17 protein-coding genes are annotated in these 17,584 nt (G+C 56.1%); 8 read left to right on the plus strand and 9 right to left on the minus strand.

The features are described from left to right. On the minus strand, positions 1-1,059 hold the full coding sequence (gene rfaF / locus DA718_RS00870; RefSeq protein WP_112216013.1) for an ADP-heptose--LPS heptosyltransferase RfaF: 1,059 nt from the start codon (positions 1,057-1,059) through the stop codon (positions 1-3). 116 nt (positions 1,060-1,175) lie between these two features. Further along, positions 1,176-2,120: an ADP-glyceromanno-heptose 6-epimerase gene (gene rfaD, locus DA718_RS00875; RefSeq protein WP_110276979.1), complete on the minus strand. Its 945-nt coding sequence runs from the start codon at positions 2,118-2,120 to the stop codon at positions 1,176-1,178. Between the two features lie 406 nt (positions 2,121-2,526). Between rfaD and kbl the strand changes: the two genes are divergently transcribed. The 3 genes from kbl (at position 2,527) to DA718_RS00890 (ending at position 5,713) form a co-directional block, all read left to right on the plus strand. After that, a complete protein-coding gene (kbl, locus tag DA718_RS00880) occupies positions 2,527-3,720 on the plus strand; it encodes a glycine C-acetyltransferase (protein WP_112215933.1) in 1,194 nt (397 codons plus the stop codon). Positions 3,721-3,729: 9 nt separating this feature from the next. Continuing rightward, on the plus strand, positions 3,730-4,755 hold the full coding sequence (gene tdh / locus DA718_RS00885; RefSeq protein WP_004855475.1) for an L-threonine 3-dehydrogenase: 1,026 nt from the start codon (positions 3,730-3,732) through the stop codon (positions 4,753-4,755). A 160-nt stretch (positions 4,756-4,915) separates the two neighbouring features. Beyond that, positions 4,916-5,713: a glycosyltransferase family 2 protein gene (locus tag DA718_RS00890; RefSeq protein ID WP_112215934.1), complete on the plus strand. Its 798-nt coding sequence runs from the start codon at positions 4,916-4,918 to the stop codon at positions 5,711-5,713. Here the strand turns inward: DA718_RS00890 and DA718_RS00895 are convergent. Genes DA718_RS00895 through gpmM form a run of 3 tightly spaced genes read right to left on the minus strand, consistent with a single transcriptional unit; the run spans position 5,710 to position 9,474 of the window. Then, the gene (locus DA718_RS00895) at positions 5,710-6,645 is read right to left on the minus strand and encodes a divergent polysaccharide deacetylase family protein (RefSeq protein ID WP_167492715.1); all 936 of its coding nucleotides are present in this window, start codon (positions 6,643-6,645) and stop codon (positions 5,710-5,712) included. The genes DA718_RS00890 and DA718_RS00895 overlap by 4 nt on opposite strands. 3 nt (positions 6,646-6,648) lie before the next feature. Beyond that, positions 6,649-7,920 carry a murein hydrolase activator EnvC gene (envC, locus tag DA718_RS00900; RefSeq protein WP_112215935.1) on the minus strand — a complete coding sequence of 424 codons (1,272 nt, stop codon included), beginning with the start codon at positions 7,918-7,920 and terminating at the stop codon, positions 6,649-6,651. A 9-nt stretch (positions 7,921-7,929) separates the two neighbouring features. Beyond that, positions 7,930-9,474: a 2,3-bisphosphoglycerate-independent phosphoglycerate mutase gene (gene gpmM / locus DA718_RS00905; RefSeq protein ID WP_112216010.1), complete on the minus strand. Its 1,545-nt coding sequence runs from the start codon at positions 9,472-9,474 to the stop codon at positions 7,930-7,932. Between the two features lie 246 nt (positions 9,475-9,720). Between gpmM and DA718_RS00910 the strand changes: the two genes are divergently transcribed. The 5 genes from DA718_RS00910 to cysE all read left to right on the plus strand — a co-directional run bounded on the left by DA718_RS00910 (position 9,721) and on the right by cysE (position 12,943). Beyond that, entirely contained in the window at positions 9,721-10,152 is a 432-nt protein-coding gene (locus tag DA718_RS00910) for a rhodanese-like domain-containing protein (RefSeq protein WP_112215936.1), read from the plus strand. 94 nt (positions 10,153-10,246) lie between these two features. Then, positions 10,247-10,498: a glutaredoxin 3 gene (grxC, locus tag DA718_RS00915; protein ID WP_112215937.1), complete on the plus strand. Its 252-nt coding sequence runs from the start codon at positions 10,247-10,249 to the stop codon at positions 10,496-10,498. Positions 10,499-10,557: 59 nt separating this feature from the next. Continuing rightward, on the plus strand, positions 10,558-11,025 hold the full coding sequence (secB, locus tag DA718_RS00920; protein WP_110276985.1) for a protein-export chaperone SecB: 468 nt from the start codon (positions 10,558-10,560) through the stop codon (positions 11,023-11,025). Continuing rightward, positions 11,025-12,041, plus strand: a complete 1,017-nt coding sequence (gene gpsA / locus DA718_RS00925) for an NAD(P)H-dependent glycerol-3-phosphate dehydrogenase (RefSeq protein WP_112215938.1) — start codon at positions 11,025-11,027, stop codon at positions 12,039-12,041. The genes secB and gpsA overlap by 1 nt, the downstream gene beginning before the upstream one ends. 80 nt (positions 12,042-12,121) lie before the next feature. Next, entirely contained in the window at positions 12,122-12,943 is an 822-nt protein-coding gene (gene cysE / locus DA718_RS00930; protein ID WP_004106845.1) for a serine O-acetyltransferase, read from the plus strand. 95 nt (positions 12,944-13,038) lie between these two features. Here the strand turns inward: cysE and trmL are convergent, their stop codons facing one another. The 4 genes from trmL to lldP form a co-directional block, all read right to left on the minus strand. After that, the gene (trmL, locus tag DA718_RS00935; RefSeq protein ID WP_112215939.1) at positions 13,039-13,512 is read right to left on the minus strand and encodes a tRNA (uridine(34)/cytosine(34)/5-carboxymethylaminomethyluridine(34)-2'-O)-methyltransferase TrmL; all 474 of its coding nucleotides are present in this window, start codon (positions 13,510-13,512) and stop codon (positions 13,039-13,041) included. A gap of 161 nt (positions 13,513-13,673) precedes the next feature. Further along, positions 13,674-14,858 carry an FMN-dependent L-lactate dehydrogenase LldD gene (gene lldD / locus DA718_RS00940; protein WP_112215940.1) on the minus strand — a complete coding sequence of 395 codons (1,185 nt, stop codon included), beginning with the start codon at positions 14,856-14,858 and terminating at the stop codon, positions 13,674-13,676. Then, on the minus strand, positions 14,858-15,631 hold the full coding sequence (gene lldR / locus DA718_RS00945) for a transcriptional regulator LldR (RefSeq protein ID WP_112215941.1): 774 nt from the start codon (positions 15,629-15,631) through the stop codon (positions 14,858-14,860). Before lldR ends, lldD begins: the two co-directional genes overlap by 1 nt. Beyond that, positions 15,628-17,283, minus strand: a complete 1,656-nt coding sequence (gene lldP, locus DA718_RS00950; protein ID WP_112215942.1) for an L-lactate permease — start codon at positions 17,281-17,283, stop codon at positions 15,628-15,630. Before lldP ends, lldR begins: the two co-directional genes overlap by 4 nt. Positions 17,284-17,584: the final 301 nt, after the last annotated feature.

The raw sequence follows: 17,584 nt of genomic DNA on the forward strand, positions 1-17,584 counted from the left end.
CTACGCTTCCTCTGTTTCCAGTTTTTCCGTCAACAGCGCGTTTAGTTCTTCCAGTACGCGCTGTGGGGTAATGTCGATCAAGCTTTGGTGATAACCTTCGGCGGCATCGCCTTTACGCACTTTGTGGTAGCCGCTAATCAGGCGGATAACGCGCGCTTTATGCGACAACGGCGGGGTGAAATCCGGGCTGCTCGGGCCGTAAAGCGCGACCAGCGGACGGTCCAGCGCGGCGGCGACGTGCATCAGGCCGGAGTCGTTGCTGACCACCGCTTTACAGGCGGCGATCAGAATGACGGCCTGCTCAAGCTGGGTCTCCCCGGCCAGGTTGCGACACCATGCCTGCTGCTCCGTGCTCAGCGTGGCGATGATCTCTTTGCCCGCTTCGTTATCTTTAGCAGAACCGAACAGGACGATTTGATAACCGTCGTCGATCAGCTGTTTCGCCAGCTCAGCGTAGTGGTAGTGTGGCCAGCGTTTGGCCGGGCCAAATTCCGCGCCGGGGCAGAAACCGATAATCGGGCGGTCAGATGAGAGGTTGAACGCGTTACAAGTCTGCGATTTCTCACCTTCAGTCACCTGTAACTGCGGCCACAGCAGCGGCTGCGGCAAGTCTTTCGCGCAGCGCATCAGGCCTTTGTCGTAAGCCAGACCGACATAACGTTCGACCATTAGCGGCCAGGCTTCTTTATCCAGTTTGCGGGCATCGTTCAGCAGGCCGTAGCGCATCTCGCCAAGCCAGCCGGTACGAAGCGGGATACCCGCGAAGAATGGCACCAGAGCCGACTTAAACGAATTCGGTAGCACGTAAGCGCGATCGTAACGACGCTCGCGCAGGCTGTGCCCAAGCTTGCGGCGCTCGCCGATTTCCAGCGCTCCGTGACCAAGTGGCATCGGGATCGCTTCATTGACTTCTGGCATACGCGACAGCAGCGGACGGCACCACGCGGGTGCCATCACGTCGATGATTGCCTGGGGATAGCGCGCCCTGAGCGTACGATAGAGACTTTGCGACATCATCATGTCGCCCACCCATGACGGGCCTACCACCAATATCTTCATTCATTTCATCCTTCAAGCTGTCTCTGCGTTGGCTGCCTTCGTTCACTTCAGTCACATAGTTATCCTATGTTCCTGAAGATTCACTCAGTTGCCGCCTTGATACTGCCCGAATGATTTTATGAATTCGCATGACTGTCGCGGTTGAGCCAGGCCATATATTCCGTTACACCTTCGGCCACGGTCTTAAACGGTTTATCGTAGCCCGCTGCGCGCAGGTTAGTCAGATCCGCCTGGGTAAACGCCTGGTAGCGACCTTTCAGTTTATCCGGGAACGGAATGTATTCGATGCTGCCTTTCTGATGATAAGCCAGGGTGGCGTCCGCTACCGCCTGGAAGGATTCCGCGCGGCCGGTGCCGAGGTTAAAGATGCCGGAGACGCCGTTTTCCCAGAACCACAGATTTACCGCAGCAACATCGCCGACGTAGACGAAGTCGCGCTTAAAGCCGTCGCTGCCTTCGAACAGTTTCGGACTTTCGCCATTGTTCAACTGAGTATTGAGATGGAACGCGACGCTGGCCATGCTGCCTTTGTGGCCTTCGCGCGGCCCGTAGACGTTGAAATAACGGAAGCCAACGATCTGCGAGTTTGCTTCCGGCAGGATCTGGCGAACGTACTCATCAAACAGAAACTTGGAGTAGCCGTAAACGTTGAGCGGCTGCTCGTATTCACGGGACTCGATAAAGTCGCTGGTGCGGCCACCGTAGGTCGCCGCGGAAGAGGCGTACAGGAACGGGATTTCACGCTCCAGGCAGTAGTGCAGCAGCTCTTTAGAGTACTGATAGTTGTTATCCATCATGTACTTGCCGTCCCACTCGGTGGTGGAAGAGCAGGCACCTTCGTGGAAAATTGCGTCGATATCGTCGAACTCTTCACCCGCCATAATCTGGATCAGGAAGTCTTCTTTATCCATGTAGTCAGCGATATTCAGGTCAACCAGGTTCGCGAACTTGGTGCCGTCTTTCAGATTATCGACAACCAGAATATCGGTAATGCCTTGGTCATTCAGTGCTTTAACGATGTTGCTGCCGATAAAGCCTGCGCCGCCGGTAACGATGATCATAACTGTAACCTTTGAAGTAGGGTGCCCAGAGACAATCCGGACATGAATACTCATATCATATCACCACATCGGAAAGGCTTCAGCCATTCGCCGAAAAGGTGTAGAGGGTCTCGTGATTTATGCTGCAAATAATTCATGTAGTAATGCATCATCTCGTATCAGCGTATATCTTTAGGTAATATACCCGTCATACTTCAAGTTACAGGTACGTTGGTTTTCCTCGCTCACCCCAGTCACTTACCAGAGTAAGCTCCTGGGGATTCGCTGCGTCACCGCGTTACTCGGCCTTCGGCCTCGCCCCTTCGGGGCCAGCGCAAGCGCTGTTCAAGGCACGAGTGCCTTGTCCTGCAACTCGAATTATTTAGGGTAATTATGTGCCAAATTTTGCCGAATCTGGAGAGTTGCAATGCGTGGTGATTTCTACAAACAGTTAACCAATGACCTGGATACCGCGCGCGCGGAAGGGTTGTTTAAAGAAGAACGGATTATCACTTCGGCGCAGCAGGCGGATATCACCGTCGGCGGGAGCCAGGTGATTAACTTCTGCGCCAATAACTATCTGGGCCTTGCGAACCACCCGGAACTGATTGCCGCCGCGAAAAGCGGAATGGACAGCCACGGCTTTGGCATGGCCTCTGTGCGCTTTATCTGCGGTACCCAGGACAGCCACAAAGTGCTTGAGAAGAAGCTGGCGGATTTTCTCGGTATGGAAGACGCGATTCTGTACTCCTCTTGCTTTGACGCCAACGGCGGCCTGTTTGAAACCCTGCTTGGCGCAGAAGACGCGATCATCTCCGATGCCCTGAACCATGCGTCAATTATCGACGGCGTACGCCTGTGCAAAGCGAAGCGCTTTCGCTATGCCAACAACGACATGCAGGAGCTGGAAGCCCGCCTGAAAGAGGCTCGCGAAGCGGGGGCCCGTCATGTGCTGATCGCCACCGACGGCGTATTCTCAATGGATGGCGTCATTGCCAACCTGAAAGGCGTTTGCGATCTGGCGGATAAATACGATGCGCTGGTCATGGTCGATGACTCTCACGCCGTTGGCTTTGTCGGTGAAAACGGTCGCGGCTCTCATGAGTACTGCGATGTGATGGGCCGGGTCGATATTATTACCGGTACCTTAGGCAAAGCGCTGGGCGGCGCGTCCGGCGGCTATACCGCAGCGCGTAAAGAGGTTGTTGAGTGGTTGCGCCAGCGTTCACGTCCGTATCTTTTCTCCAACTCGCTGGCTCCGGCAATTGTCGCCGCCTCGATTAAAGTGCTGGAAATGGTGGAAGCGGGCAGCGAGCTGCGCGATCGTCTGTGGTCTAACGCGCGTCTGTTCCGTGAAAAAATGTCCGCTGCGGGCTTTACCCTGGCGGGTGCCGATCACGCCATTATCCCGGTGATGCTTGGTGAAGCCTCCGTGGCGCAGGCGTTCGCGCGCGAGTTGCAAAAAGAAGGTATTTACGTCACTGGATTCTTCTATCCGGTGGTACCAAAAGGCCAGGCGCGTATTCGCACCCAGATGTCTGCGGCGCATACCCCTGAACAAATTGAACGTGCGGTGGAAGCCTTTACCCGCATCGGTAAACAACTGGGCGTCATTGCCTAAGGGTGTGAGATGAAAGCGTTATCCAAACTGAAGGCGGAAGAAGGCATCTGGATGACCGACGTACCGGAACCGGAAGTCGGCCACAACGATTTGCTGATTAAAATCCGCAAGACCGCAATTTGCGGTACCGACGTGCATATCTACAACTGGGATGAGTGGTCGCAAAAAACCATTCCGGTCCCGATGGTTGTGGGTCATGAATACGTGGGCGAAGTGGTGGGTATCGGTCAGGAAGTGCGCGGCTTTAAGCTTGGCGATCGCGTTTCCGGCGAAGGGCATATTACCTGCGGTCACTGCCGTAACTGCCGCGCCGGGCGCACGCATTTGTGCCGCAACACGACGGGCGTCGGCGTAAACCGTCCGGGCTGCTTTGCTGAATATCTGGTGATTCCGGCGTTTAACGCGTTCAAGATCCCGGACAATATCTCTGACGATCTGGCGTCGATTTTCGACCCGTTTGGTAACGCCGTTCATACCGCGCTCTCTTTCGACCTCGTCGGTGAAGACGTGCTGGTCTCCGGCGCAGGCCCGATTGGCGTGATGGCGGCGGCAGTGGCGAAACACGTCGGTGCACGTAACGTGGTGATCACCGATGTGAACGAATACCGTCTGGAGCTGGCGCGCAAAATGGGTGTAACCCGCGCGGTAAACGTGGCAAAAGAGAACCTTAACGATGTGATGGCCGAACTGGGGATGACCGAAGGTTTTGACGTGGGTCTGGAGATGTCGGGCGCTCCGCCGGCGTTCCGCACCATGCTGGATACCATGAACCACGGCGGGCGTATCGCCATGCTTGGCATCCCGCCGTCAGATATGTCTATCGACTGGACCAAGGTGATTTTCAAGGGGCTGTTTATCAAAGGGATTTACGGCCGGGAAATGTTTGAAACCTGGTACAAAATGGCCGCACTTATTCAGTCTGGATTGGATCTCTCGCCGATCATCACACATCGCTTTGGCATTGATGATTTCCAGCAGGGCTTCGACGCCATGCGCTCCGGCCAGTCCGGTAAAGTGATTCTTAGCTGGGATTAATTCCACTCGAGTTGTATATAAAAAAAGCGCCTGCGGGCGCTTTTTTGAGAGTTACCCTGCACTTTTCTGATTCTTAACCCACTCCGCACTTTTTCTAAATCGCTTTCTTGCCTATTCGTTTATACAGTCAGTTTAATCGTCGTTTAACCACACAAACACTATGCTTAAACTTTCTGTATGCTTATTGACCTGTAATTCATCCCGCTTATTAAGGGAGGTTTTACCACCTTTGCTTAAGGTGGCCGATGAATTTATCGTCATCGACTCAGGCAGCACGGACGCCACGCTGCAGATTTGCCAACAATTCGGTCTTACTGTTCACCACCATCCTTATACCGCTCACGGCGCACAAATGAACTACGCGACATCCCTGGCCAGCCATGACTGGGTGTTGTGTATGGATAGCGATGAAATTCTCGATGATGATGTCGTGGCGGCTATTCTGGCGCTGAAAGCTGGCGATGAACCTGCACCTGACTGCGCATGGCGTCTGCCGCGCTACTGGTTCGTTTTGGGTGAAGAGGTTCGAACCATTTACCCGGTCTCATCGCCGGATTTTCCCGTGCGTTTATTTAATCGTACCGTTGCGCGCTTTAACGATAGACCGGTGGACGATCAGGTTGTCGGCTATAAGCACTCCAGCAAGCTGCCAGGCTTCGTGCGCCACGATACCTTCTTCTCCCTGCATGAAGTGTTCAATAAGCTCAATAGCTATACTACGCGGCTGGTTAAATACCAGAAGGTCAGGCCGTCGATTGGACGCGGGGTTATCAGCGCAATTGGCGCTTTCTTTAAGTGGTATCTGTTCAGCGGGGCGTGGCGCAAGGGGAAAGTTGGCATAGTTACCGGACTTTACGCGACCTTTTACAGCTTTCTCAAATACTTCAAGGCCTGGTACGCCCATCAGGATAAGCAGGAACCCGTGGCGGAAAAGCGCCCGGATTCCCGGCAAATTTAGTTAGTGGGGTTATCCCAACCTTGCCACTTCAACTGATAGTACTGCACCAGCGCGCTTTGGCTGATGCTTTCGCTCAGAACAGTAAAGAAGCGACTGGCGTTCACAGGCTCCGGCGGACGCTTCGGTTTGCACAACTTCACGCCGCGGAACGGGTTGCGCGGCGGCTGTGCAGGCGGCGGCGCGATATTCGGCGTTGAGGTATCGACCTGCGGCTCGTTGAGCAGGCTGCTCGGGCGTACCAGGGTTATATCCGGCGGCAGGTTATACACCATCTGCTGCAGCACACGCACCGTAGTTGGGTGCGGGTGGCCGATGGCGATAGCCGAACCGTTGCGCCGTGCCAGAGCGATTGCGCGGTTGAACTGATAGCGGATATCCGCTTCGTTCTGCGTGTCGTCGAGGAACACCTTGCGCTTGATCACCTTCACGCCGGTGCCCTGCGCCGCGCGCATGGCCTGGGTATTACCGATAGTGACGCTATCAAGGAAATAGAGGTTGTAGCGCTCCAGAGCCTGCATCACCTTCTGCATACCAAACAGATTTGACGTCATGGCGCTGCCCATATGGTTGTTCAGCCCCACGGCGTACGGGACTTTGCCATAAGCTTCGCGGATTATGCGCTCGATCTCGCTGCTGTTCATATCCGGGCGGAGCGTATCTTTTTCCAGCGGCTGCTTGCTCAGCGGCGCCATCGGCAGGTGAATCAGCACCTCATGGCCGAGGTTATGTGCTTTTGTCGCCATTTCTCGAGCATGAGGTGCATTAGGGAGTACGGCCACGGAGATCGTCGCTGGCAGCGCCAGCACCTGGTTTTCGGTTTGTGGACGATAGCCAAAGTCGTCAATAACAATGGAGAGTTTGCCGGCAAAAACCGGCGACGCCATAACCAGCGTAGTGGTTACCGCGAGTGCAATTGCGCGAAATTGAAGCAAAACTTATCTTCCCAACCACGGCTGTGGATTGACCGCCTGACCCTGGCGGCGAATTTCGAAATAGAGCGACGGACGGCCCTGACCGCCGCTGCTGCCTACGAGAGCAATCGGCTGGCCCGCCCGGACCTGAGTGCCGACGCTGACCAGCGCGCTTTGGTTATAGCCGTAAAGACTCATGTCGCCTTTGCCGTGTTCAACGACTACCACCAGGCCATAACCCTGCAGCCAATCGGCGAGAATAACCCGACCATCGGCAACAGCTTTGACCTCGGTGCCTTCAGACGCAGCGATAACCATCCCTTTCCAACGTAGTTCACCTTGCAGCTGTTCGCCATAGCGATGGAGAATTGATCCGCGTACTGGCCAGAATGCCTGGCCGCGAGGTACGCCAAGACCGCCGGTTCGGGAGATCAGCGAGCGTTCGCTCTCGGTGGGTTTGTAGGTGGTACCTTTGCGCGAGGCTTCCTGCTGGCGATCGCGAACGCTTTGCGCCTCGCGGGCTTCACGCTCCGCGCGCGCTTTAGCTGCCGCTTCCGCCTGGGCGATACGACCACGTAGGCGCGATTCGTTAGCCCGTAATTCGCTTAGTTGCTGCTGGCCTTTCTGAATAGAGGATTCAAGGCTGGCGAGGGTCTTTTTACGCTCGTTACGCGCCAGTTCCAGCTTGTTTTGCTGGGCGCGTTGTTCGTAAACCAGAGTTTGCTGCTGGCTCTGTTTCTCTTCCAGCATGGTTTTTTGCACCGCCACGTCTTCGCGGGTCTGCTTGAGCTGGGCGATGGTTTCCTGACGTGCCTGGTTCAGATAACCAAAATAGGCCTGGAGACGCTGATTACGCTGCCCCTCCTCACCGCTAAGGATCATCTGGATGCCGGTATGCGGCCCTTGACGAAATGCAGCATCAAGCTGTGCAGAGAGATTGCGTTCCTGCGACGCACGCTGACGTTCCAGCTTAGCGAGCGCGGCGTTCATTTCGTCGATCTGCTTATTCAGCTGGTTCAGGGTGTTCTGGGTTTCACGCAGTTGACGCGCGGCGGCGGAGATGGCTTCTTCCTGTGCTCTAAGCTGGTCGAGCAGGGAAGAGCGCTGCTGCTGCTGTTGTTTAATCGCCCGCTGTTTGGCGGCGATATCGGCCTGAATAGATTTCAGCTGGTCGCGGTCATCGGCGTGGGCAGATGCGGCGCACAGCAATACGCCAGCGCTAAGCGCGCTGGCGTACAGGACGGACCGAACTGCCGTTGCGATCCATGTATTTGAATAAGTCGCCTTTCCCCTCATGGGGAAGGATTATTCCACGATGAACAGCGGCTTGCCAGTCATCTCTTGCGGGATTTCCATTCCCATCAGCGTCAGCATGGTTGGCGCGATGTCGGAAAGTTTACCGCCGTTAGCGACTTTCACGTTTTTATCGCCAACGTAAATCAGCGGAACAGGCAGGTTGGTGTGAGCGGTGTGAGCCTGGCCAGTGGCCGGGTCACGCATCTGCTCGGCGTTGCCGTGGTCTGCGGTGATCAGCAGCTGACCGCCGACGGATTCAACGGCCTTGGTCACCTGATCGATGCAGTGATCCAGAGTTTCAACCGCTTTGACTGCCGCTTCCATCACTCCGGTGTGGCCAACCATATCGCCATTCGGGTAGTTACAGATGATGGTGTCGTACTGACCGCCAGTGATAGCGGCAACCAGTTTTTCGGTCAGCTCAGCGGAGCTCATTTCCGGCTGCAGATCGTAGGTCGCGACTTTCGGCGAGTTGATCAGAATGCGGTCTTCGCCTTTGAACGGCTCTTCAACGCCGCCGTTAAAGAAGAAGGTCACGTGCGCATATTTCTCAGTTTCGGAGATACGCAGCTGGGTTTTGTCGTTTTTCGCCATCCACTCGCCGAAGGTGTTCGCCAGAGAGGCCGGTGGGTAAGCACAGGCAACTTTGATATCGGCGGCGTATTCGGTCAGCATCACGAAATCGAGGTTAACGACTTTCTTACGCGCAAAGCCGTCGAAATCGGCGTTGACGAAGGCGCGGGTGATTTCACGGGCGCGGTCGGCACGGAAGTTCATGAAAATCAGCGCATCGCCGTCTTCCATTGCCGCATCGGCCTGGCCTTCAGCGCGGATAACGGTCGCTTTAACGAATTCGTCATTTTCATCACGCGCGTAAGCAGCCTGCAGGCCTGCCACGGCGGTCTCAGCCTGGAACTCGCCCTTCGCCAGAGTCATCAGATCGTAAGCATGTTCAACGCGATCCCAACGGTTGTCGCGGTCCATAGCGTAGTAACGACCAATGATTGAGGCGACACGGCCTTTGCCGAGTGCGGCAAATTTGTCTTCGAATTTCGCCAGCGTCTTTTCAGCGCTGCGCGGCGGGGTATCGCGGCCGTCGAGGAAAGCGTGCAGATAGATTTTTTCCGCGCCGCGTTCAGCGGCCAGTTCGACCATCGCCATGATGTGGTCTTCATGGCTGTGAACGCCGCCCGGAGACATCAGACCCATGATATGCACAGCTTTGCCTGCGGCAACGGCTTTATCAACCGCTGCGGTCAGCACCGGGTTGGCGAAGAAGGTGCGTTCTTTAATTTCAACGTCCAGACGGGTCAGGTCCTGGTACACGATACGGCCTGCGCCAAGGTTGACGTGGCCCACTTCGGAGTTACCCATTTGACGATCCGGCAGACCCACTTCCAGGCCGGAAGCATCAATCAGGGTATGCGGACGTTTCGCCCACAATGCATCCATAACGGGGGTTTTAGCACTGTAAATAGCGTTATCCTGCTGGTCTTCGCGGTAGCCGTAGCCATCCAGAATCACCAGTACCATAGGTTTTTTAGAAACCGACATTGCGACAACCTCATGCTCAAAGACAGAAAATTTGCGTAATTTTACTACAGCTGAATCGATCAAATCACCGTAAAAGATCAAAGAAAGGGAGCGGCCAGACGGCATCATTCCGCTGAGAGTGCTTTTTTTTCGTGACGGGCCGCAGAAAATACATTACATCGCGCTCACTGGCTGTATTTGCTGCAATGCACAGGTATACTCCTTCCCTGGTTTTTTTTATCACTTAGTCGGGAGTTGTAACCCCCCATGCAAGAAATTATGCAATTCATCGGCCGTCACCCCGTCCTGAGCATCGCGTGGGTCGCGCTGCTGGTGGCGGTGCTGTTCACCACCTTTAAAGGGCTGATGTCGAAAGTTAAAGTCATCACCCGCGGTGAAGCGACGCGCCTAATCAACAAAGAAGATGCCGTGGTTGTCGACCTGCGTCAGCGTGACGATTTCCGTAAAGGCCATATTGCGGGTTCTGTTAACCTGCTGCCGACCGATATCAAAGCAAATAACGTCGGTGAGTTGGAAAAGCACAAAGCACAACCCATTATAGTGGTAGACGGTTCCGGTATGCAGGCACAAGAACCCGCCAGCGCGCTGAACAAAGCCGGTTTTGAAAAGGTCTTCGTACTGAAAGAAGGCATCGCAGGCTGGAGCGGCGAGAATCTTCCGCTGGTACGCGGTAAATAATTTACCCGCGTCTTTATGACGCAGCGCGTTTCCCCCCAAGGGAAGAATGATGCTGCGGCGTAAAACCCTCGGGGGTAAAAACAGGAGTGAAGTCATGGCCAATATTGATATCTATACCAAAGCGACCTGCCCGTTCTGCGTGCGTGCGAAAGCGCTGCTGAAGAGCAAGGGCGTGGCGTTCAACGAGTTGCCAATCGATGGCAATGCTGCGAAGCGTGAAGAGATGATTCAGCGCAGCGGTCGGACGACGGTTCCGCAGATTTTTATTGATGCGCAGCACATTGGCGGCTGTGACGACTTGTACGCGCTTGATTCACGTGGTGGACTCGATCCCCTCTTGCGCTAATTTTTGCGCCCATCCCCATTGGACAGGCGTACTTAAGGACAACACGAAAGGGTTTTACTATGTCAGAACAAAACAGCACCGAAATGACTTTCCAGATCCAGCGTATCTACACCAAGGATATTTCTTTCGAAGCGCCAAACGCTCCGCAAGTTTTCCAGAAAGATTGGCAGCCGGAAGTTAAACTTGATCTGGATACTGCTTCCAGCCAGCTGGCTGAAGGCGTGTATGAAGTGGTGCTGCGTGTCACCGTAACCGCTTCCCTTGGCGAAGAAACTGCATTCCTGTGTGAAGTACAGCAGGGCGGTATTTTCTCCATCGAAGGCATCGACGGTACCCAGATGGCGCATTGCCTCGGTGCATACTGCCCGAACATTCTGTTCCCGTATGCTCGCGAATGCATCACCAGCCTGGTTTCTCGCGGTACCTTCCCGCAACTGAACCTTGCGCCAGTGAACTTCGATGCGCTGTTTATGAACTATCTGCAGCAGCAGTCTGGCGAAGGTGCTGAACAACATCAGGATGCCTGATGAACGCGCTTAACGCTGCAATGACTGTGATCGGTGCCGGCTCTTACGGCACCGCTCTTGCCATTACCCTGGCAAGAAATGGCCACCACGTTGTCCTGTGGGGCCATGACCCGAAACACATTGCGACGCTGCAGCACGATCGCTGCAACGCTGCATTCCTCCCTGACGTCCCTTTCCCTGATACGCTGCATCTGGAAAGCGATCTGGCGATCGCGCTGGCTGCCAGCCGCGATATCCTGGTCGTTGTGCCGAGCCACGTCTTTGGCGGAGTTTTGCGGCAAATTAAACCGCTGATGCGCCCTGATGCGCGCCTGGTCTGGGCGACAAAAGGTCTCGAGGCGGAAACCGGACGTCTGCTGCAGGACGTGGCGCGCGAAGCGCTGGGCGATGATATCCCGCTGGCGGTGATTTCCGGCCCAACTTTCGCGAAGGAGCTGGCGGCAGGCCTGCCTACGGCTATCTCGCTGGCGTCTACGGACCCGCAGTTCGCTGACGATCTGCAAAGCCTGCTGCACTGCGGCAAGAGCTTCCGCGTCTATATCAACCCAGACTTCATCGGCGTTCAGCTTGGCGGGGCGGTGAAAAACGTTATCGCTATCGGCGCCGGGATGTCTGACGGCATCGGCTTTGGCGCCAATGCCCGTACCGCGCTTATTACGCGCGGATTAGTTGAGATGTCTCGTCTCGGAGAAGCGCTTGGCGCCGATCCGGAAACCTTTATGGGGATGGCGGGCCTTGGCGATCTGGTGCTGACCTGTACCGATAACCAATCACGTAACCGCCGCTTCGGCATGATGCTCGGTCAGGGCATGGATGTGCAAGGCGCGCAAGATAAGATTGGTCAGGTGGTTGAAGGCTACCGCAATACCAAAGAAGTTCGCGTTCTGGCACAGCGTTTAGGCGTTGAAATGCCAATAACCGAGGAAATTTATCAGGTATTGTATTGCGGAAAAATTGCGCGCGAGGCAGCATTGACCTTATTAGGTCGTGCACGCAAGGACGAGCGTAGCAACTAACTGCGATGGAACCTGGATCACCTGAATGACCCGGCCAGCAAAGAACTGGCCGGTCATTATTATATCGCCTGGAGTCAGCAATGCCGTGTGAAGAACTGGATATCGTCTGGAATAATATTAAAGCCGAAGCTCGGGCTTTAGCTGACTGTGAGCCAATGCTCGCCAGTTTTTATCACGCCACGCTACTCAAGCACGAAAACCTCGGCAGCGCTCTGAGCTATATGCTGGCCAACAAACTGGCCTCCCCGATTATGCCCGCCATCGCTATTCGTGAGGTGGTGGAAGAAGCCTACGCCGCTGACCCGGAAATGATTGCCTCCGCCGCCTGCGATATTCAGGCCGTGCGCACCCGCGACCCGGCGGTGGATAAATACTCCACTCCGTTGCTCTATCTGAAAGGATTCCACGCGCTGCAGGCTTATCGCATCGGCCACTGGCTGTGGAACCAGGGGCGTCGGGCGCTGGCAATCTTCCTGCAAAATCAAGTTTCCGTTTCGTTCCAGGTGGATATCCACCCGGCAGCGAAGATTGGCCGTGGGATCATGCTTGACCACGCCACCGGCATTGTCGTCGGTGAAACGGCGGTGATTGAAGACGATGTGTCGATTCTGCAATCGGTGACCCTTGGCGGTACCGGTAAAACCAGCGGCGATCGTCACCCGAAAATTCGCGAAGGCGTAATGATTGGCGCCGGGGCGAAGATCCTTGGCAATATTGAAGTTGGGCGCGGGGCAAAAATCGGCGCCGGTTCGGTAGTGCTACAGCCGGTACCGCCGCATACCACCGCCGCAGGCGTTCCGGCCCGCATTGTGGGCAAGCCGGAAAGCGATAAGCCCGCGATGGATATGGATCAGCATTTTAATGGGATACACCATACTTTTGAGTATGGCGACGGAATTTGATTGATTACCCGGAGGCGATGCTGCGTATCTGTCCGGGCTACAATATTGAGCGCTGTCTGGTAGCCCGGACAGGCGCTTAGCGCCGCCTCCGGGACTCAGTTGCGCAGCACGGCACCCGGATACCCCAGCTGGCGCCAGGCTTCATACACCACCACCGACACCGCGTTTGACAGGTTCATGCTGCGGCTGTCCGGCATCATCGGAATACGGATTTTTTGCGCTGCGGGCAGGGCATCGAGAATGCTGGCAGGCAGTCCGCGGGTTTCCGGGCCAAACATCAAAAAATCACCGTCCTGATAGCTCACCGCGCTATGGGCCGGGGTACCTTTGGTGGTCAGGGCGAACAGACGCTGCGGCTTTGCGCTTTCAACAAATGCAGCGTAATCGGCATGACGCTGGACGGCGGCGAACTCGTGGTAGTCCAGCCCGGCGCGGCGCAAACGTTTATCGTCCCAGGCAAAGCCCATCGGTTCGATGATATGCAGATTGAAGCCGGTGTTAGCGCACAGGCGGATAATATTCCCGGTGTTCGGCGGGATTTCTGGTTCGAATAAGACGATGTTAAGCATGCTGCCCCCTTAATTGCGGGGGGCAGAATAGCAGATATTTGGCGAACCCTCACTCCGCTCTCTCTTAAAGGGAGAGGGAGAAAACCTGCCTGCTCAGCGCAGAGGATTGCTTCCCTCGCCCCTTTGGGGAGAGGGCCAGGATGAGGGGGAACAGCCGCTGATTACGCCGCATTCCCTGCCTTGATCACATCAAAAGTCCGCAGCGCATCGGCGTTTTGCACCAGAGAGTCGCGGCTGATCTCACCGATAGTTTTCGCGCCGGTCAGGGTCATCGCCACCTTCATCTCTTTCTCAATCAAGTTCAGCAGATTTGCCACCCCTTGCTTACCGTGGGTCGCCAGCGCATACAGATAGGCACGTCCCAGCAGCACGCTATCCGCACCCAGCGCAATCATGCGCACCACATCAAGGCCGTTGCGAATACCGCTGTCGGCAAGGATAGTGATATCGCCTTTCACCGCGTCGGCAATAGCGGGCAGGGCGCGGGCGGAGGAGAGCACGCCATCAAGCTGGCGACCGCCGTGGTTGGAGACCACGATCCCGTCAGCGCCAAAACGTACCGCGTCGCGCGCATCTTCCGGGTCGAGGATCCCCTTGATCACCATCGGGCCATCCCAGAATTCACGGATCCACTCAAGGTCTTTCCAGGAAATCGACGGATCGAAGTTATTCGCCAGCCAACCAATGTAATCTTCAAGGCCAGTTGGTTTGCCGAGGTAGGCAGAGATATTGCCTAAATCGTGCGGGCGGCCGTTTAAACCAACGTCCCACGCCCACTGCGGATGGGTCATCGCCTGCCAGTAGCGACGCATCGCCGCGTTCGGGCCGCTCATTCCGGAGTGCGCATCGCGATAGCGCGCGCCGGGTGTCGGCATATCGACGGTAAAGACCAGCGTTGAACAGCCCGCCGCTTTGGCGCGCTCCAGCGCGTTGCGCATAAAACCGCGATCGCGCAGGACGTAGAGCTGGAACCACATTGGGCGCTTGATGGTCGGGGCGACTTCCTCAATCGGGCAAACGGAAACGGTGGAGAGCGTAAAGGGAATGCCTTTCTCATCCGCCGCACCTGCTGCCTGCACTTCACCGCGGCGTGCGTACATTCCGCACAGGCCGACAGGGGCCAGCGCCGTTGGCATTGAAAGCTTTTCGTTAAACAGCGTGGTTTCCAGACTCAGATCTGACATGTTCTTCAGTATCCGCTGGCGCAGGGCCACATCGGACAGGTCTTCAACGTTGCGGCGCAGGGTGTGCTCGGCGTAAGCGCCGCCGTCGATATAGTGGAACAGGAACGGTGGCAGGATACGCTGTGCGGCGGCGCGATAGTCGCTGGCGGCGGAAATAATCATCACAAGTTCTCCCTGGAATTGTCGTTATGGTCACCGGGCAGGCGGGTAATTCGCGCCTGGCGGGCCTGGTCTTCATCAAAACGTTTGATCGTGGCGTGGACAAAGCCCAAGTGGGCCATCATCGCCTGTCTGGCACCTTCGGGATCGCCGGCGATAATCGCCTCCATCACCGCCTGGTGCTGCTCAGTCAGGCGAGCGAAGACCGGCGGGACGAGGTACATCCGTTGGCGGCTCTCCTTGACCGAGGATTGTAAAAGGTCGAAAAAGCCGCGCATGGTTTGCAGCAGCACCACATTGTGCGAGGCTTCGGCAATCGCCAGATGGAAACGCACGTCGGCCTGCGAGGCCAGGTCCGGGTCTTCGCTCTGGGTGGCTTCAAAGCAGAGGCGGATTTTCTCTTTTTCGCTGTCGGTTGCGCGCATCGCCGCATGCCAGGCCGTGCTGGCTTCGATGGCGTGACGGGCTTCGAGAATATCGAAACTGTAATCGGGGTCGTCGGAAAGCAGCGTTTTCAGCGGCTGAACAATATTTTGCTCTGACCACGCCTCGTGCTGCCAGCGCACGAAGGTGCCGCCGCCGCGACGGCTGAGCAGCACCCCCTCATTCACCAACATCGCCAGCGCTTCACGCAGCGAATTACGCGATACACCAAGCTGGGTTGCCAGTTGGCGCTCGGCGGGCAATCGCATGCCCGCCTCCAGGTTATGTTCTTCAATCAGCGCCCGCACGCGACGGGCGACGTCGTCGGCAAGGCGTTTTGGCATCACTATCACGGAATCATCCAGGTTAAGACATACGCCTGCAGCGTGGTGATGACGCCGACCATGCAGGTGAAAATCAGGCTATGTTTCACGGTAAAGCGGAACAGGTCGGACTCCTTACCCACCAGCCCCACTGCCGCACAGGCGATGGCGATGGACTGCGGCGAAATCATTTTTCCGGTCACGCCGCCGGTGGTGTTCGCGGCAACCAGCAGAATATCGGAGACACCAATCTGTTGAGCTGCAGTGGCCTGTAGCGCGGCGAACAGTGCATTAGACGATGTATCCGAACCGGTAAGGAATACCCCCAGCCAGCCGAGGAACGGTGAGAAGAAGGTAAACGCGTGGCCGGTGTGCGCCAGTGCGAGGGCCAGAGTTGAGGATAGCCCGGAATAGTTGGAAATAAAGGCGAACGCCAGCACCATACCGATGGAGTAAATCGGCAGCGCCAGTTCCTTCAGCGTGCTGCCGAAGGTCGAGATCGCGTCTTTCGGCTTCATACGCAGCCAGACGATGGAAAGCAGCGCGGCGAACAGAATGGCGGTACCGGTGGCGGAGAGCCAGTCGAACTTATAGACCGCGGCATACGGCGTGGCTTCGCTGACCACTGGCGGCATACGGGCTACCATCTTGTCGAGGAACGGCACGGAAATATTAATGACAAAGTCGTACATTGCGCCGCCCGGAGCGAACAGCGCTTTGAACGGCGGCACGCTCCACAGGGTCACGGTGGCGGTCAGGAACAGGAACGGTGACCAGGCGCGGACAACCTGTCCCGGCGTGTAGTGAGTGCGCGCCAGAGTCATATCGACCTGCGATGCGCCCATATCGCCGAAGCGGAAGATGCGCACCGGCTGCCAGCGTTTGAGGAACAACGTCAGGCAGACCAGCGATACCAGAGAAGAGATGATATCCGGCAGTTCCGGGCCGAGGAAGTTAGAGCTGAGGTACTGAGCGATAGCAAAGGAGCCACCTGCGACCATAACCGCAGGCCAGGTCTCTTTAATCCCGCGCCAGCCGTCCATAATCGCCATGATCCAGAACAGCACGATGATGGTCAGGAACGGCAGCTGGCGACCAACCATCTGGCCAATTTCAAAGCTGTCGAGTCCCGTAACCTGCCCGGCGACCAGAATCGGAATGCCCATCGCGCCAAACGCTACCGGTGCGGTGTTGACGATCAGGCACAGGCCAGCGGCATACAGCGGGTTAAAGCCAAGTCCTACCAGTAATGCAGCGGTAATGGCGACCGGCGCGCCAAAACCAGCGGCTCCCTCAAGAAACGCGCCGAAGGAGAAGCCGACGATGAGCATTTGCAGACGTTGGTCCGGGGTAATCGACAAAATCGATGAACGGATAATGTCGAACTGTCCGGTTTTCACCGAGATTTTATAGACGAATACTGCGGCGATGATAATCCACGCGATGGGCCACAGGCCGTAGAAGAAGCCGTAGATGACGGAGGCCAGCGCGTGGTCAACCGGCATCTTGTAGAACAGCAGGGCGACGGAGAGCGCAATGACCACGGTCCAGGTCGCGGCGACGTACCCTTTCAGCTTGAGCTTAATCAGGGCAAAAAAGAAAAACAGAATCGGTAGCGATGCGATAAGACTCGATAGCCAGATGTTACCGGCCGGATCGTAATTTTGTTGCCAGAGGTTCATGCAGGTCTCCATCGGGCCGCCATGATGTCGTGCTGAGTCTTATGCTCTTTGCAGGTCACATCATTTGTAAAATTGGCCCAGCCAAATTGCGATTGTAGGATTAACGACAACGAATAGTTAATCAAATGTTATTTATGGGCAATATTAATGTGACTAAAAATGATGGATATGTGAACCGCTGAGGGATTTAGCAAATAATTGGTAGGACCAATCTGTTTGGAGAGAGAGGGGATATTTGAAACATAGCCTGTTCCGGAGGCGGCGGTGAACCAGTAACTCGGCTAAGCGCAGTGCGAGCCGG

Source organism: Klebsiella huaxiensis, assembly GCF_003261575.2.
Taxonomy (GTDB): Bacteria; Pseudomonadota; Gammaproteobacteria; order Enterobacterales; family Enterobacteriaceae; genus Klebsiella; species Klebsiella huaxiensis.

Coding starts and splice junctions, on each gene's coding strand:
- grxC (WP_112215937.1), top strand. CDS start 10,247: ATGGCCAATATTGATATCTATACCAAAGCGACCTGCCCGTTCTGCGTG.
- trmL (WP_112215939.1), bottom strand. CDS start 13,512: ATGCTTAACATCGTCTTATTCGAACCAGAAATCCCGCCGAACACCGGG.
- gpsA (WP_112215938.1), top strand. CDS start 11,025: ATGAACGCGCTTAACGCTGCAATGACTGTGATCGGTGCCGGCTCTTAC.
- cysE (WP_004106845.1), top strand. CDS start 12,122: ATGCCGTGTGAAGAACTGGATATCGTCTGGAATAATATTAAAGCCGAA.
- rfaF (WP_112216013.1), bottom strand. CDS start 1,059: ATGAAGATATTGGTGGTAGGCCCGTCATGGGTGGGCGACATGATGATG.
- DA718_RS00890 (WP_112215934.1), top strand. CDS start 4,916: ATGCTTAAACTTTCTGTATGCTTATTGACCTGTAATTCATCCCGCTTA.
- secB (WP_110276985.1), top strand. CDS start 10,558: ATGTCAGAACAAAACAGCACCGAAATGACTTTCCAGATCCAGCGTATC.
- DA718_RS00910 (WP_112215936.1), top strand. CDS start 9,721: ATGCAAGAAATTATGCAATTCATCGGCCGTCACCCCGTCCTGAGCATC.
- gpmM (WP_112216010.1), bottom strand. CDS start 9,474: ATGTCGGTTTCTAAAAAACCTATGGTACTGGTGATTCTGGATGGCTAC.
- kbl (WP_112215933.1), top strand. CDS start 2,527: ATGCGTGGTGATTTCTACAAACAGTTAACCAATGACCTGGATACCGCG.
- lldD (WP_112215940.1), bottom strand. CDS start 14,858: ATGATTATTTCCGCCGCCAGCGACTATCGCGCCGCCGCACAGCGTATC.
- tdh (WP_004855475.1), top strand. CDS start 3,730: ATGAAAGCGTTATCCAAACTGAAGGCGGAAGAAGGCATCTGGATGACC.
- envC (WP_112215935.1), bottom strand. CDS start 7,920: ATGAGGGGAAAGGCGACTTATTCAAATACATGGATCGCAACGGCAGTT.
- rfaD (WP_110276979.1), bottom strand. CDS start 2,120: ATGATCATCGTTACCGGCGGCGCAGGCTTTATCGGCAGCAACATCGTT.
- lldP (WP_112215942.1), bottom strand. CDS start 17,283: ATGAACCTCTGGCAACAAAATTACGATCCGGCCGGTAACATCTGGCTA.